This is a genomic window from Comamonas badia DSM 17552, from assembly GCF_000484635.1.
GTDB lineage: Bacteria > Pseudomonadota > Gammaproteobacteria > Burkholderiales > Burkholderiaceae_C > Comamonas_C > Comamonas_C badia.
In genome coordinates this window covers 83,891-98,817 of sequence record NZ_AXVM01000007.1, presented here as the reverse complement: position 1 = coordinate 98,817, position 14,927 = coordinate 83,891, and the positions used below count along the sequence as shown (strand labels likewise).

18 protein-coding genes are annotated in these 14,927 nt (G+C 64.2%); 13 read left to right on the top strand and 5 right to left on the bottom strand.

The window, feature by feature from the left end; translation table 11 throughout:
- Positions 1–70: 70 nt before the first annotated feature.
- Genes rpoZ through K320_RS0115015 form a run of 3 tightly spaced genes read right to left on the bottom strand, consistent with a single transcriptional unit; the run spans position 71 to position 1,852 of the window.
- Positions 71–274 carry a DNA-directed RNA polymerase subunit omega gene (gene rpoZ, locus K320_RS0115025; protein WP_024539647.1) on the bottom strand — a complete coding sequence of 68 codons (204 nt, stop codon included), beginning with the start codon at positions 272–274 and terminating at the stop codon, positions 71–73.
- A gap of 23 nt (positions 275–297) precedes the next feature.
- Positions 298–918: a guanylate kinase gene (gene gmk / locus K320_RS0115020; protein ID WP_024539646.1), complete on the bottom strand. Its 621-nt coding sequence runs from the start codon at positions 916–918 to the stop codon at positions 298–300.
- A 31-nt stretch (positions 919–949) separates the two neighbouring features.
- Positions 950–1,852 (bottom strand): YicC/YloC family endoribonuclease, encoded by a 903-nt coding sequence (locus K320_RS0115015; RefSeq protein WP_211236128.1) that lies wholly within the window; start codon positions 1,850–1,852, stop codon positions 950–952.
- A gap of 76 nt (positions 1,853–1,928) precedes the next feature.
- On the opposite strand from K320_RS0115015, the gene K320_RS0115010 reads away from it, so the two are divergent.
- The 5 genes from K320_RS0115010 (at position 1,929) to hemW (ending at position 6,573) form a co-directional block, all read left to right on the top strand.
- Complete coding sequence (locus K320_RS0115010; protein ID WP_024539644.1) at positions 1,929–2,951, top strand: serine/threonine protein kinase; 1,023 nt, start codon at positions 1,929–1,931, stop codon at positions 2,949–2,951.
- Positions 2,948–3,850, top strand: coding sequence for a PP2C family protein-serine/threonine phosphatase (locus K320_RS0115005; protein ID WP_024539643.1), 903 nt, complete (start codon positions 2,948–2,950; stop codon positions 3,848–3,850). The genes K320_RS0115010 and K320_RS0115005 overlap by 4 nt, the downstream gene beginning before the upstream one ends.
- Positions 3,851–3,902: 52 nt before the next feature.
- Complete coding sequence (gene rph, locus K320_RS0115000) at positions 3,903–4,631, top strand: ribonuclease PH (RefSeq protein ID WP_024539642.1); 729 nt, start codon at positions 3,903–3,905, stop codon at positions 4,629–4,631.
- A 42-nt stretch (positions 4,632–4,673) separates the two neighbouring features.
- Positions 4,674–5,273 (top strand): RdgB/HAM1 family non-canonical purine NTP pyrophosphatase, encoded by a 600-nt coding sequence (rdgB, locus tag K320_RS0114995; RefSeq protein ID WP_024539641.1) that lies wholly within the window; start codon positions 4,674–4,676, stop codon positions 5,271–5,273.
- 88 nt (positions 5,274–5,361) lie between these two features.
- On the top strand, positions 5,362–6,573 hold the full coding sequence (hemW, locus tag K320_RS0114990; RefSeq protein ID WP_024539640.1) for a radical SAM family heme chaperone HemW: 1,212 nt from the start codon (positions 5,362–5,364) through the stop codon (positions 6,571–6,573).
- Between the two features lie 80 nt (positions 6,574–6,653).
- Here the strand turns inward: hemW and K320_RS0114980 are convergent, their stop codons facing one another.
- Both K320_RS0114980 and K320_RS0114975 read right to left on the bottom strand, forming a co-directional pair.
- Entirely contained in the window at positions 6,654–6,989 is a 336-nt protein-coding gene (locus K320_RS0114980; RefSeq protein ID WP_024539639.1) for an I78 family peptidase inhibitor, read from the bottom strand.
- 14 nt (positions 6,990–7,003) lie between these two features.
- Entirely contained in the window at positions 7,004–8,131 is a 1,128-nt protein-coding gene (locus K320_RS0114975) for an SPOR domain-containing protein (protein WP_024539638.1), read from the bottom strand.
- Positions 8,132–8,335: 204 nt separating this feature from the next.
- Here K320_RS0114975 and K320_RS0114970 point away from each other — a divergent pair, with 204 nt between their 5' ends.
- The 8 genes from K320_RS0114970 (at position 8,336) to K320_RS0114930 (ending at position 14,813) form a co-directional block, all read left to right on the top strand.
- Positions 8,336–9,655 (top strand): tyrosine-type recombinase/integrase, encoded by a 1,320-nt coding sequence (locus K320_RS0114970; protein ID WP_024539637.1) that lies wholly within the window; start codon positions 8,336–8,338, stop codon positions 9,653–9,655.
- Between the two features lie 21 nt (positions 9,656–9,676).
- A complete protein-coding gene (locus tag K320_RS0114965; RefSeq protein ID WP_024539636.1) occupies positions 9,677–10,000 on the top strand; it encodes a type II toxin-antitoxin system RelE/ParE family toxin in 324 nt (107 codons plus the stop codon).
- The gene (locus K320_RS0114960; RefSeq protein ID WP_024539635.1) at positions 9,997–10,293 is read left to right on the top strand and encodes an addiction module antidote protein; all 297 of its coding nucleotides are present in this window, start codon (positions 9,997–9,999) and stop codon (positions 10,291–10,293) included. Before K320_RS0114965 ends, K320_RS0114960 begins: the two co-directional genes overlap by 4 nt.
- Positions 10,294–10,393: 100 nt before the next feature.
- Entirely contained in the window at positions 10,394–11,437 is a 1,044-nt protein-coding gene (locus K320_RS19140; RefSeq protein ID WP_156914014.1) for a hypothetical protein, read from the top strand.
- A gap of 139 nt (positions 11,438–11,576) precedes the next feature.
- Positions 11,577–11,843: a hypothetical protein gene (locus tag K320_RS0114945; RefSeq protein ID WP_245593900.1), complete on the top strand. Its 267-nt coding sequence runs from the start codon at positions 11,577–11,579 to the stop codon at positions 11,841–11,843.
- Positions 11,843–12,217 carry a hypothetical protein gene (locus tag K320_RS19135; protein ID WP_156914012.1) on the top strand — a complete coding sequence of 125 codons (375 nt, stop codon included), beginning with the start codon at positions 11,843–11,845 and terminating at the stop codon, positions 12,215–12,217. The genes K320_RS0114945 and K320_RS19135 overlap by 1 nt, the downstream gene beginning before the upstream one ends.
- Positions 12,214–14,418: an AAA family ATPase gene (locus K320_RS18460; RefSeq protein ID WP_024539631.1), complete on the top strand. Its 2,205-nt coding sequence runs from the start codon at positions 12,214–12,216 to the stop codon at positions 14,416–14,418. Before K320_RS19135 ends, K320_RS18460 begins: the two co-directional genes overlap by 4 nt.
- The gene (locus K320_RS0114930) at positions 14,415–14,813 is read left to right on the top strand and encodes a single stranded DNA-binding domain-containing protein (RefSeq protein ID WP_024539630.1); all 399 of its coding nucleotides are present in this window, start codon (positions 14,415–14,417) and stop codon (positions 14,811–14,813) included. The genes K320_RS18460 and K320_RS0114930 overlap by 4 nt, the downstream gene beginning before the upstream one ends.
- Positions 14,814–14,927 lie beyond the last annotated feature (114 nt).

The window sequence follows — 14,927 nt, the reverse complement described above, 5'->3', positions numbered from 1 at the left end:
TTGCAGTCCCGGCAGACAACAAAAAAGCACCGGCTTGCGGTGCTTTTTGTGTCAAATGCGTGACGTAATGTCAACCGGGCACTTTTTTCAGCATCTCCAGGCCTACCTTGCCGGCAGCGATCTCGCGCAGCGCCGTGACGCCGGGCTTGTTGCGGCTTTCGATCTTGGGCGCATGCCCCTGGCTGAGCATGCGGGCGCGGTAGGTGGCAGCCAGCACGAGCTGGAAACGGTTGGGAATGTGCTCGAGGCAGTCTTCCACGGTGATGCGGGCCATGATGTGAGATTCTCCGGTGTGATCTAGGCGAGGCGCAGCGATTTGAAAGTATCGGCGCGGGCTCTGCGCTGCGCTGCCACCTTCAGGCGCTGGGCATGAACAATGGTTTTCAGGTCGAAAAGTGCGCGCTCAAAGACCTCGTTGATTATAACGAAGTCGAATTTTTCCACCTGGTCCATCTCCTGCGCGGCGTTGGCGAGGCGCTTGTCGATGATGTCGGCGCTGTCCTCGCCCCGGCGCAGCAGCCGGGCGCGCAATTCTTCCCAGCTCGGCGGCAGCACGAACACCAGCACCGCGTTCGCAAACGCGCGCTTGATCTGCTCGGCGCCCTGGTAGTCGATTTCCAGAATCACGTCGCCGCCCTGGGCAACGCGCTCCTCGATGGCCTGGCGCGAGGTGCCATAGCGGTTGCCGTGCACGTTGGCCCATTCGACGAAGGCATCGGCGGCCACCATCGCATCAAACGTTTCCACCGTGGTGAAGTGGTATTCGCGCCCATCCATCTCCTGCCCGCGCGGCACGCGTGTGGTGTGCGAGATCGACGGACGCACCAGCGCATCGAGCTCCATCAGCGCGTTCACCAGACTCGACTTGCCCGCGCCGCTGGGGGCTGAAACCACAAACAAATTCCCCGGATAATCCATCATAGGCATGCGTTGACAGCTATTGTTTTGACTACTCTATATTTTGCACCTGCTCGCGCATCTGCTCGATCAGCACCTTCATGTCCACGCTGATGCGCGTGAGCTCGATGCTGGCGGACTTGGAGCCCAGCGTGTTGGCCTCGCGGTGCAGTTCCTGGATGAGAAAGTCCAGCCGCTTGCCGACCTCGCCGCCCTGCTGAAGCAGGCGCTCGATCTCGTCCAGATGCGACTGCAACCGCGTGATCTCTTCGGCCACGTCGATGCGCAGGGCAAAGGCGGTCGCCTCCGCCAGCGCGCGCTCCTGCGCCGCCTCGGGCATGGGGCTGCCCTCGGCAGATTGAAGAGCCTGCTGCCAGCGGTCGAGAAACTTCTGGCGCTGCTGCTGCACCAGCTGCGGCACCAGCGGGCCAGCCTGCAGCGCCAGCGCACGCAGCTGCTGCACGCGTTCCAGCAGCATCTGCACCAGGCGCTCGCCCTCGCGTTCGCGCGCCGCGCAAAGCCCTTGCAGTGCCTGCCGGGCCAGCTCCAGCAGTACCTCGCCCCATTCGGCCTGGGGCCCGCCCACCGCCGTTCCCAGGCGAAGGATGTCCGCAACGGACAGGGGCCGTGCTTCCGGCAGCCAGGCGCGCACGCCCTCCTGCAGCGCGGCCATGCGCTGCAGCGTGGCCGTATCCGGCGCGTGCAGCGCGCCCGCTTCCGCAGAGACGACAAACGCGCGCAGCTCGACCTTGCCGCGCTTGAGCTGGCGGGACACCAGGGTGCGCAGCGCCGATTCATGCTGGCGCAGTTCATCGGCCAGACGCAGGCTCACATCGAGAAAGCGGCTGTTGACCGAGCGCACCTCCAACCCGAGCCTGGCGCCATCGTCCCTGCCCTGCGTTCGAGCCGCTTTCTGCTGAACGCTGGCGTAGCCGGTCATGCTATAAACTGCCATGAAGCTTTCCGTGATTGATGCGCTGCGATTCCGGGATTATCCCGTGTCGGTCAGGTGCCCGTATTGATCCAGCGCCATGTCATCGCCCAAGGTCAAGCCTGCACCGCTGCCTGAAGACACGTCCATAGGCGGATATCGCATCATGCGGCGCCTCGCCGCCGGGGGTTTCGGCGTCGTCTATCTGGCGCTGGACCGCGACGGTCAGCAGGTGGCAATCAAAGAGTACCTGCCCGCATCGCTGGCGACGCGCGCGCAGGGCGAACTGCAGCCGCAGGTGGCGCCGGAAAAACTCTCGCTCTACCGCCTGGGGCTCAAGAGCTTCTTCGAGGAGGGGCGCGCGCTGGCGCAGATTGCGCATTCATCCGTCGTGACGGTGCTCAATTTCTTTCGCGAGAACGACACCGTCTACATGGTGATGAACTACCTGGAGGGCGCTTCGCTGCAGGAGTTCATCGTCACTGCCAGAAGCCTCAAGCAGGACAAGGTGTTTCGCGAATCCACGATCCGCTCGCTGTTCGATGAAATCCTGCGCGGCCTGCGGGTGGTGCACCAGCACAAGATGCTGCACCTGGACATCAAGCCAGCCAATGTCTTCATCACCGACGACAACCGCGCGGTGATGATCGACTTCGGCGCGGCGCGCGAGGTACTCTCGAAGGAAGGCAACTTCACCCGCCCGATGTACACGCCGGGCTTTGCCGCGCCCGAGATGTACCGGCGTGATTCGGCGCTGGGGCCCTGGACGGACATCTACGCCATCGGCGCCTGCATGTTCGCCTGCATGCAGGGCTATCCGCCGACCGAGGCGCCGCAGCGCCAGACCAAGGACAAGATGGCGCTGTCGCTGCAGAAGCTGCGCGGCGTCTATTCGGACAATCTGATCGAGCTGGTGGAGTGGTGCATGGCGCTGAACCCGCTGGACCGCCCGCAGTCGGTGTTCGCGCTGCAGAAAGAGCTTTCACGCGAGGGTGAGCGCCGCTACACGCGTCTGTCGATGGCGGAGAAGATGCGTTTGCAACTCGATACCTTCGTCAGCGATGCGAAGAAAACCATCATCAAGCCGACGGTGCCGGCTGCGACAGGAATGCGGCCCAAATGAAATTTTCGGTTTTCCAGCTCAGCCGCCAGGGCGGGCGCGCCAACAACGAAGATCGCATGGGCTACGCCTACACGCGCGAAGCCTGTCTGTTCGTGCTGGCGGACGGCATGGGCGGCCATCCGCAGGGCGAAGTGGCGGCCCAGATCGCCATTCAGACCGTGGCCCTGCGCTTTCAGCGCGAAGCCAGACCGGCGCTCGACGATGTGGCGCTGTTTCTCTCCGCCAGCGTGATCGCCGCGCACGATGCCATCCTGGCCTATGCCAAATCGCGCTCCCTGCCCGATGCGCCGCGCACCACGCTGGTGGTGGCGCTGGTGCAGGACGGCCAGGTCCGCTGGGCCCACTGCGGCGACTCGCGCGCCTATCTGGTGCGCGGCGGCGCGCTGCTGGCGCGCACCCGCGACCATTCGTACCGCGAGCTGCAGGGCGCCCTGGGCGCCGAGCCGGTCAACCGCAACGTGCTCTTCACCTGCCTGGGCTCGCCTGCGCGGCCGCTGTACGACGTCTCCAACGCCGTGCTGCTGGATGCGGGCGATCGCCTGCTGCTGTGTTCGGATGGCCTGTGGGATGCCGTGAGCGATGAGGCGATCGTGCAGATCCTCTCGCGCCAGCGCGTCGCCGAAGCCGTGCCCATGCTGGTCGACCTCGCCCTGCGCAACGCCGGCAGCGGCAGCGACAACGTCACCGCGCTGGCCCTGCAATGGGATACGCCCATCATCCCCGATGCGGACAAGGACGATGGCATCGATACCGGCAGCGAAGACGGGTTTGCCTCTACCATTCAGACCGACGATTTCGATCCGGCAGACGAGGTGCTGGACGACAAGGCGATCGAACGCTCCATCGCCGAAATCAACGAAACCATCCGGCGCACGGCCGCGCGCAAGGCGCAAGGCTGAATCGCCCCGTTCCGCGGCCGCCAAGGGCGGTCCCATCCAGCAGAGAAGACCCATGACCTCTTATTGCCGCAGCGGCAACCGCGCCGCCGACCAGCTGCGCCCCGTGCGCATTACCCGCCACTACACCGTGCACGCGGAAGGATCGGTGCTCATCGAATGCGGCGCGACCAAGGTGTTGTGCACCGCATCGGTGGAAGAAAAAGTGCCGCCGCACAAACGCGGCAGCGGCGAAGGCTGGGTGACGGCCGAATACGGCATGCTGCCACGTGCCACCAACACACGCGGCGCGCGCGAGGCCGCCAAGGGCAAGCAGAGCGGGCGCACGCAGGAAATCCAGCGCCTGATCGGGCGCAGCCTGCGCGCGGTGTTCGACCTGAAGAAGCTCGGCGAACGCACCATCACGCTCGACTGCGACGTGCTGCAGGCCGATGGCGGCACGCGCACCGCCTCGATCACCGGCGCCTGGGTGGCGGCGCACGATGCGGTGGCCACGCTGCTCGCCAGCGGCGCAATCACCGAAAGCCCGCTCACGGGCGCCGTCGCCGCCGTGTCGGTCGGCATCGTGCAGGGCACGCCGCTGCTCGACCTGGAATACGTGGAAGACTCGGCCTGCGACACCGACATGAACATCGTGATGACCGGCGCCGGGCAGTATGTGGAGCTGCAGGGCACGGCCGAAGGCGCCACGTTCTCGCGCGGCGAACTCGACCGGCTGCTGCAGCTCGGCGAGACCGGCATCACGCAGCTGCTGGCGCTGCAGCACCAATCACTCTCCAAATGAGAGCTGTCCGCGCTTTACTGTAAAGCGCTACAGCCTGTTTTCATGAAAATTGTTCTTGCATCCCACAACCTGGGAAAACTCGCCGAACTGCAGGCCCTGATGGCGCCGCTGGGCGTGGAGCTTGTCACCCAGGAGGCCCTGGGGGTGGCCGAGGCCGAGGAGCCTTTTCACACTTTCGTGGAAAACGCACTGGTGAAGGCGCGCCACGCCAGCCAGGCCAGCGGACTGCCCGCCCTGGCCGACGACGCCGGTCTGTGCGTGCAGGCCTTTGGCGGCGAACCCGGCGTGCAGACGGCCAGCTTTGCCACGCGCTTCGGCTACGAGAAGGGCGACGCCAACAATGTGCGTGCGCTGCTCGAGCAAATGGCATCGATCGACGACCGGCGCGCCAGCATGGTCAGCACCCTGGTGGCCGTGCGCAGCCCCGAAGACCCCGAACCCCTGATCGCCGTCGGCCGCGTGCGCGGCGAAATCACCCGCGCGCCGCGCGGCAGCGGCGGCTTCGGCTTCGACCCGGTGATGTTTCTGCCGGAATTCGGCAAGACCTTTGCCGAGCTGCCGCCGGAAGTCAAGAACGCCCACAGCCATAGAGGGCGCGCGGCGCAGCAGATGCTTTCTCTCATGCGAGAGTGCTGGCTCTGAGCCGGACGCACCTCCGGTTTCAGGTGATTTTGGGCTCCAACGCTTTCTGGACAAGCGTTGGCAGCTATTGTTTCAGAACGGACCGTCCATGAACCACGACAATCCTGCCCTGCAGGACATGCAGCGCTACATCGGCCCCGGCCCGCTGCGCCTGCCCAGCCTGCCGCCGCTCTCCCTCTACGTGCACATCCCGTGGTGCCTGAAGAAGTGCCCCTACTGCGACTTCAATTCACACGCCATCAAGGAAGGCGAAGGCACGCCCGAGGCGCGCTACATCGACGCCCTCACCGCCGATCTGGAAGCAACGCTGCCACTCGTCTGGGGCCGCACGGTCAGCAGCATCTTCATCGGCGGCGGCACGCCCAGCCTGTTCTCACCCGAATCGATCGACCGCCTGATCGCGATGATCCGCGCCCGCCTGATGCTGGAAGCCGGCTGCGAAATCACGCTGGAGGCCAACCCAGGCACCTTCGAGAAGGACCGCTTCAAGGCCTTTCACGCCGCCGGCGTGACGCGCCTGTCCATCGGCGTGCAAAGCTTCAACGACGCACACCTCAAAGCCATCGGCCGGGTGCACGACGCGGCACAGGCGCGCGCCGCCGCCGAGGAAGCCGCACAGTGCTTTGACACCTTCAACCTCGACCTGATGTACGCCCTGCCCGGCCAGAGCCCGGCGCAGCTGGAAGAAGACGTGCGCACGGCGCTCGGCTTTGCGCCGCCGCACCTCTCCATCTACCACCTGACGATAGAGCCCAACACGCTGTTTGCCAAATACCCGCCGCGCCTGCCCGACGGCGATGTTGCCTACGCCATGCTGGACCGCATCACGGCATTGACCGAAGCGGCGGGCCTTGCGCGTTACGAGATTTCCGCCTTTGCCAAGGCGGCGCACCGCTGCACGCACAACACCAACTACTGGCAGTTCGGCGACTACATCGGCATAGGCGCGGGCGCCCACGGCAAGCTGAGTTTTGCCCACCGGGTGATGCGCCAGGTGCGCTATCGCGACCCGAAACAGTACATGGAGCACGCACTGGCCGGCAACGCCGTGGCGCAGGAGCATGAAGTCTCCAAACAGGACCTGGCCTTTGAATTCATGCTCAATGCCCTGCGGCTCAAGGACGGCTTTCTGGTGCGCGACTTCTGCACCCGCACCGGACAGCCCGTCACCGCCATCACGCAAGGCCTGAAGGCCGCCGAAGCCAAGGGCCTGCTCAAGACCAATCTGGTCCACATCCAGCCCACCGAACGCGGCTTTGATTTCCTGAGCGACCTTCAGGAATTGTTTTTGCCCGGGTGATCCGGCAATGACGGTGACACGGGCTCCGTCACGCGCCCGCAGGTGCGCCATGGACGCTCAGCGAGGCCATGGCGCCCTCTTCAGCCGCAGCGCGCCGCCAGGATCACCCCCTTGGCATCCACATCAAGGTTGAGCCGCTCAGCGTCAAATTCCTTGGTCGTCACCTGCCCGGGGTAGAGCACCCGCGCCCTGCGGGCACCGGACGATACGCGCGCCTGCTCCACCGTTTGCGCATCGGCACTCCTGCCGCGCACCGCCTGCGCCGCCGTGGCATTGCAGGCACCGCCCGCGGGCGCATCGGCGCGGCCCAGAGGCGCGGGTTGCGGCGAAGGCGCCCACGGGGCGGAAGCGCAGGCCGCCAGCGCCGCCGCACCCACGGCGACCAGGCCAGGCCGCAAAAATTCGATCCATTGCATTCGATGCCTCCTTTTCACTGCACGGCCGGCACGGCATCCAAGCCCAGCGACCGGACCCTGGCCGCCGCCTCGTTGGCCTGCGCCGCGGACGTGAACGGGCCGACGCGCACGCGCTGCAGCTGCTTGTTGCCCGGGCGCGCCAGGGTATCCACGGCGGAAGGCAGTCCTGCCTGGCGCAATTGATCATTGGCACGGCGGGCGTTGGCAGGGTCCGCGAAAATGCCCACGTTGATGTAGAGCCTGCGTCCGCCGGCGCCGGAAGCGGTGGCTGCACGGGCAGGCTCCTTCCCGGCAGCAGCACCCTTTGGCTTTGCGGCCACCGGCGCGCGCGCCGGTGGCCGTGCGCTCGCACCTTTGCCTGCGACCGCGGCCGGCTTGGCCAACGCCGCCAGCGCCGCCTCCGTGCCATCCTGAACCGCTTGCGCCCGCCCCCCATCCTGCTCCGGAATCTCTGCAACCACAGCCGCGGGTTCCGGCTTCGGCTGCGGCGCTCGTGCACGCGGCGCAGCCTCCGCCATCGAACCCACCGGGCCGGACACGGATTCACTGCGCAACGGCGCATTCCCTTCCAAGGCACCGCCGCGCCATGCCAGCCCCGCCAGCACCAGCACGGCAGCGCACGCAACGGAGGCCAGCGCCACCAGCCACAGCCTGGCCTTGCCGGGTGCTGCCTTGCCCAGCGCATCGATGGCCTGCTGGATGGTGGGCGCCGCAGCCACCGCCGACTGAATGCGCCGCTGCACCTGGCCATGCAACAGCACATCGGCCCGCAGCCCCAGACCCACGGCTCCCGCAAGCAGAATGGCCAGCGCCAGTCCGGCAGCAATGGCACCGGGCAGCAAAGCCTGGCTGCTGGCAAACGCCAATGCCGCAAGCACCGCAGCCAGGGCCAGACCATAGACGAGCAGGAAACGCCACAAGCCGCGAAACGCCAGCCACGCAGGCCCCGCCAAGGCAGCGCCCCAGTTCCACGACAGTACCGGCCGCCCCGCCGCGTCCAGGCGATCGAAGGCTCTCAGGTAATGGTCTGCACCCACGGGCCCCAGTGCAGCTCCGGCCAGCCGCGCCGCCAGCCCTCCCGCGCCACCCTGGCTCTGCTGGCCGGGATTATCTACAGCTGTCGCAGCGTCGGTATCCTGCATGGAGAGGAAATAGTGGTAGGCCGTGTTGGACTTGAACCAACGACCAAAGGATTATGAGTCGGGCTAGAAAACTATTTGCATGTATTGATTGCCGTAGCTACAATCAATGCAAATCAACAACTTAGCAAAACTTTTCATGGTTTTCGCGTTGATTGGCGTTCATCGGTTTCGCTTCAATTTGCCTACAGATTGCCTACAGATTCCATGCCGACACCCAAAAGCCGCACCAGACTAACCGCCGGACGGGTTGACGCCTTCACCTGCCCGCCCGGCAAGTCACAAGCCTTTCTCTGGGACAGTGACGCCCCTTGCCTGCTGCTGCGCGCCGCTGCTGGTGGGCGCAAAACCTATGTTTTTGAAGCCCGGCTGAACGGCAAAACCATTCGGCAAACCATAGGCGACGTGAAAAGTTGGGCACTGGCAGCAGCACGTACCGAAGCCCAGCGCCTGAAGATGGTAACTGACACCGGGCAGGACGTGCGCGAAACCAAGCGCCAGCAGCAGGCAGAACGCGAAGCCCAGCAAGCGCAGCAGCAGGCCCAGGCCGTCACCGTGGGCGATGCGTGGGCAAGTTACGTTGAAAACCGTCGCCCGCACTGGGGGGCACTGCACCTGCGCGACAACGTGGACATGATGGCCCCAGGGGGCAAGCCGATGAAGCGCCGCGAAGGCACCACCGCGCCCGGCCTGCTGGCGTGCTTTGCGCCGATGCAACTTGCCGACGTGACGCCCGAGCATGTGCAGGCATGGGCGCAGCGCGAAGGGCAAACCCGCCCGACAAGCGCCCGCCTTGCGCTGCGCCTGCTGCGTGCCTTCCTGAACTGGTGCAGCGAACAGCCGCAATATGCGCCGGTTGTCACCAGCAACGCCACCAAGGGGCGCGCCACCCGCGAGGCGCTGGGCAAGGCACAAACCAAAAGCGACGCACTGCTGAAGGAGCAGCTACCGGCATTCTTTGCCGCCGTGCTGGGGCTGAACCCGACGGTTCGTGCCTACCTGCTGGGCCTGCTGCTGACTGGCGCGCGCACTGGCGAGCTGCTGGGCTTGCGCTGGGACGACGTGAACACGCAGTGGAAAAGCCTCTCCATCCGCGACAAGGACGAATCGAAAGGGGGCAAGGATGGCACGCGCATGATTCCCCTTACGCCCTACATGCACCACCTGATAGCCGCCCTGCCGCGCCGCAGTGAGTGGGTGTTCAGCAGCGACACCCTGGCGCAACCGATAAGCCGCCCGAACCACCGCCTGGCCGATGTTTGCGCCGTGGCAGGCATAGAGCACCTGACGCTGCACGGCCTGCGCCGCAGCTTTGGCAGTCTTGCCGAATGGCTGGAATTGCCCGCTGGCGTGGTGGCGCAGATTCAAGGGCACAAGCCCAGCGCCACCGCTGAAAAGCATTACCGCGTGCGCCCGCTCGATTTGCTGCGCCTGCATCATGAAAAGTTTGAAGCGTGGATTCTGGAACAGGCCGGGGTGCCGTTTGATGCCAGCGCGGAGCCGGGCAAGCTGCGCGCCGTGCATTGAAGTACTCTTTACGATACCATCATGGAACTGCGCATTTACATCGACAGCGAGGGGCGCGCACCGTTTGAGCGCTGGTTGGACGAGCTGGCAGACAGGCAGGCAAGGGCCAAAATCCGCGCCCGCCTGGCGCGCGTAGAGGCTGGAAATCTGGGTGACTGCAAGCCGTTGCGCGATGGCGTGCAAGAGCTTCGGATTGACTACGGCCCGGGCTATCGCGTGTATCTGAGTAGGCAAGGCGCAGTGCTGGTGCTGCTGCTGTGTGGCAGCGACAAGAGCGACCAGCGCCGCGAGATTGCAAACGCCATCGCCTATCTGAACGACTGGAAGCAAAGGGGCAAGCCATGAACGCACGCGACAAGAGCTATGCAGAGAGCATCGCCCGGGCACTGACGAACCCGGAGGAAGCCGCAGCCTATATCGAGGCCGCCATAGAGCAGGACGACACCGCCGCGTTGCTGGTGGCGCTGCGTCACGTTGCCCAGGCGCACGGCATGGCTGAGGTGGCACGCCGCGCGGAGGTGGGCGACAAAGCCCTGTTCAAATCCCTGAGCGACAAGGGCAACCCGACTATCACCACCGTCAGCAAGGTATTGCACGCATTGGGCCTGCGCCTGAGCGTGGCACCAGCGCACACCTGACACTGAACACCGCGAAGCCCCAGCTAGGCCCGCGAACCGAAAAGCGGGTTCCCTGCCCGCCTGCTGGGGCACCTTGTCAGGGCTGCACTAAGGGGGTGCTATGACTATGACTCAAAGGGCACGCGCCGCAACAGTGCAACACCTGAGCACTGCAATTCGCTACCGATGCCTGAGCGATATTGAAGCTGCCGCGTGGCTGGGGGTGTCCCAGGAAAAGATTGAAGCTTTGCACCATGGCGACTATGAGGCGTTTTCTTCGGAAGAACTGGACGCCTTATGCCAAACACCAGAACCGCCCGAATCCATGCCTGTCAGCCTCCAATTGGTGCAGTGGGAACGACTTGAACCGCGCAGCGAGTGGAATGGCGGACGCATTACCAACGTTGACGTTCTGACGCTTGAAGAAGCTGCGCAAATGGCATCCAAACATGCCTGGCAGGAAATCACCATTGCCGATTTTCTACGCGCTGCCGGTAGAGGGGAAATCACGTTACACGCCATTGTTCACCGTACAGCACAAGTGCGCGCCCATGATGGCCGCGTGTTTTGCAATGCGGGGCAGGAAAATCAAAATATCGTGCCTGCAGGCTGCATCGTGATATTGCCGCTGACTGCTTGCCAGCACCTTGCCAACATAGGGCATGCAAGCTGGCGCACGTTTGACGGCTTCAAAGATGCGGACGGTGCAAAGTGGCGCTACGCGAAGGGAATACTTCTAGATGGAGAACCGGATTTTCAAACCGTGCCCGCTGATTGCCGCGTGACAGGCTACAACGCTCGTGCCCTAGCCGATGCATTCGAAGTCCCAGCACAACCCCAGGACGAAGCCCCAAAACATGACTACGCCATGCTGGCAACACCTGAGCAATTGATTGCCGCTTTTGGGAAAGCAACCGGCATGGACACTGCATGGTTTCGCAGCTTGAAAGACAGGCCCAAGCTGCAGGCAGCGTGCGAAATTGCAGGCAAGAAGGGCAAGGGCGGTTACCCGCCATTGTTCAGAGTAATCGACGTTTTGCGCTACCTGATGGTGCCAAGGCGCGATGCCGCCGCACTGCCCGAGGGCACCGCTTGGCGCTTGCTGGAGCAGTGGTTTCCTGATGTGTATGCCAGATACAGCGTAGGCGACACGCGCGACGATTGACAGGGTTAAACACCCCATTTATCCGGGATGGCACTCTGATTTAACCGGGTTGTCATAGGAAGGCTTGGCAGGGTTATTTCCCCTGCAAATACCCCGCAATCGCAATGGCGGCATGTTCAACATGCAAGGAAACGCCGCCATGCAAAACGGTATCCAGCAAACACCAGCGCCCAAGCTGGTAAGCCCGGCAAAAATTGCCGCGCATGAAAAATATCCGCCGCTGGGCGTAGTCACTTCCCCGACTGTCACCACCGAAGCCGCAGCGCACTACCTGAACCGCCGCCCGCAGACTCTCAGGGGCTGGGCCTGCGCTGAAACCTTCCCCGCTGGCCTGCACCCTATCCGCATCAATGGCCGCCTTGGCTGGCCCGTGGCTGGCCTGCGCGCCGTGCTGGGGGTGCAGTAATGGCGCGCACCACCCAGACAAAAAAACAGCCCCCGCAACCGTCCAAAGCTACCGGGGGCTATGGCGAACAACTTTCGTTTCTGCCACCGCCGCCATTTTGCCCGATTTGGCCCACGCGTGGGACCCTTCCTGACAAGGCTTTGGCGATGCTGATGGATGGCCGCCTGATTGACCATCCCGACTTTGAAGCGGAAACAGGTTCGTGGCGTCTGAGCGCCGCGATTTTCAGGCTGGTACGCGAGCTTGGCTGGCCTGTGGAATCTATCGAAATCCCAAGCCCCACCGACGATTGCCCGGGCAGGGTGATTGCGCTCTACCGCCTTGATGCGAAATACACCGCCCAGGCGCTGGCGATGCAAGGGGGTGCACGATGATGATGGACACCGAACGCGCCCGCGATGCGCTGCATTGCATCCCTGCCGATTTGCCGCGCGATGAATGGGTAAACGTGCTGATGGCCGGGCAATCCGCCGGGCTTGATGTCGACGAGCTGCGCGTCTGGAGCGAACAGGGCAGCAGCTACAACGCCCGCGATTTTGCCGATACCCTGCGCAGCATCAAGCCGGGCAAAGGCGTAGGCGCTGGCACCCTGTTTCACGTTGCCGCCGCGCATGGCTGGCGCATGAACAAGCCCCAGCAGCAGCAACGCCCCAGGAAGGCCACTATTCGGCCCGTGGTGGCGTTGCCCGCGCCGCGCGCTGGCATGGTCCCTGCCGACGTTCTGGCGCGCTGCGTGCCCGCTACGGAACAGCACGCCTACATCGTGCGCAAGGGTGCGGCTGGCGTGCCGCTCGAAAGCCTGCGCATCCTGCCTGCCGATGATGCTTTGCGCATTGGTGGGCAGGCGATGGCCGGGGCTTTGGTTGTTCCCGCCTACGCCGAAACGGGCGAGCTGCAAAGCCTGCAGTTGATTCCGTCCCAGGGCAAGAAGATGAACCTGCCCGGCTATGCGATGGCCGGGGCTTCGTTCACCGTGGGCACGCCCCAGGCCGATGCGCCGCTTTACATCGTGGAAGGTATCGGGCAGGCATGGGCCATCTGGCAGGCCACCGGGCACGCCGTTGTCTGCTGCTTTGGCTGGGGCAACGTCGCCACCGTGGCGCGCGCTATCCACAAAAAGGACAGCGCCGCCCGGCTGGTGCTGGTGCCTGACGTGGGCAAAGAAGCCGACGCCCGCCGCATCGCTGCCGAGCTGGGTTGCCTGGTGGCCTGCCTGCCTGAGGGTGAGCCGCCCAACTTTGATTGCAACGACTACGCCCAGCGCGAAGGTGCGGATGTGCTGGCGGACTTGCTGGAATCGGCCAGCGAGCCGCCCAAGCCCGCGCCGCTGCTGCTGCCGGTTGACGTTGCCGGGGTGTTCACCCACCCCAGCGCGCCGCCGCGCTTTGTCTGGGATGGCTATCTGCCGCGTGGTGTTGTCTCGCTACTGAGCGCGCATGGTGGCGTAGGCAAGAGTTTTATTGCACTGATGCTTTGCGTTGCCGTGGCAACAGGCCGCGAGCTTTTCGGCATCGCCACCGAACCCGCCTGCGTGGTGTTCGTGAGCCTGGAAGATTCGGGCGATGTGGTACGCCACCGCCTGGCGCATATCTGCCGCGAATGGGGCATTGCACCAGAACAGATAGCCCAGCACCTGGCCATCGTTGACGGCACCGCTAACCCTGAGCTTTACAGCGCAGACAGGCGGGACGATGGCCTGACAACAGCCACCTACGCGGAACTGTGTGAGATTGCCAAAGGTGCCGGGCTTGTCGTGATTGACAACAGCAGCGATGCCTACGGGGGCGATGAAATCCAGCGCAGGCAGGTGCGCGCCTTCATTCGCCACCTTGCCGCCATTGCCAAGAGCAACGACGCCGCCATGCTGCTGCTGGCGCACGTGGACAAGGCCACATCACGGGCACGCAAGGCCGAAGGCGGCGAAGGTTACAGCGGCAGCACTGCCTGGAACAACAGCGTCAGAAGCCGCCTCTTCATGAGCCGCGACGACTCCGGGACGCTGAAGCTGGAGCACCAGAAAGGAAATCATGGGAAGCAACTGCGCGAGCCGCTGAGCCTGTTCTGGCCGTGCGACGGCCTGCCGCAAGTGGACAGCGCCCCTACTGGTGTCGTTGCGCACATTGCCGATAGCGTGAACACCAAGGCATTGCTGCGGCTGATTGCGGAATTTGCAGAACGTGGTGAGCACGTCACCAGCGCCACCACAAGTCGCACCAATGCCGCGAAGCTGCTGGCCACTGAAAGCACTTTCCCGAAGGGGCTCAAATCTGCCGACGTGTTCAACCTGCTGCGCCGTGCGGAACGTGCCGGGCAGCTTGCGCGCGTGATTCACCGTGGTGCTGACAGGAAGCCGCGCGAGTGCTGGGAAGTCACCAGCAAGGGCAGGGAATTTGCCGGGCTTGCGGCGACTGCGGCGACTGCGGCGACTTATGGGGTTGAGAAAGTCACCGCACCCACCGCAGAGGAGTGCGGCGACTGCGGCGACTCCGCTAGGGGGTATGGGGGAAAGAGCGCACACACAGTCACCGCAAAACAACCCTTCCCTGGAACACGTGAACAAGGACAACAGCCATGATTGACGCTTTGATTGCTGGCACTGTGTACGGCAAACCGCAAGAACGCACCGGCAAGAATGGCCGCCCGTTCGTCACCTGCAAGCTGCGCGCCGCCGATGGGGCTGGGGAAAGCCACTTCATCAATGCCGTGTGCTTTTCGCCTGAACCATGCGCCGCGCTGCTGGCCTTGTCCGATGGTGAAAGCGTGGCCTTGTCTGGAACCTTGACGCCGAAACCATGGGCAGACAAAACCGGCGCGCCGCGTGTGGGGCTGGATTTACTCGCGCATGCCGTTCTGAGCGCCTACAACGTGAGTAGGAAGCGCAAGGCCGCACAGGCGACAGACAAGCCCCAGCGCCCGCGTGATGAAGCCTGGCAGGCAATGGCGCAGGACGATGGGGCGATGGGTTTTTGAGGGGGGGTATCAAAACCCTGGAGCCCTTCGTTCACGGAAACCACGCGGTTCCTCACGCGCAGAAAAAATCCCCCGCATGGCAAAACAATCAAACCCCAGCAACGGGCGGGAAGG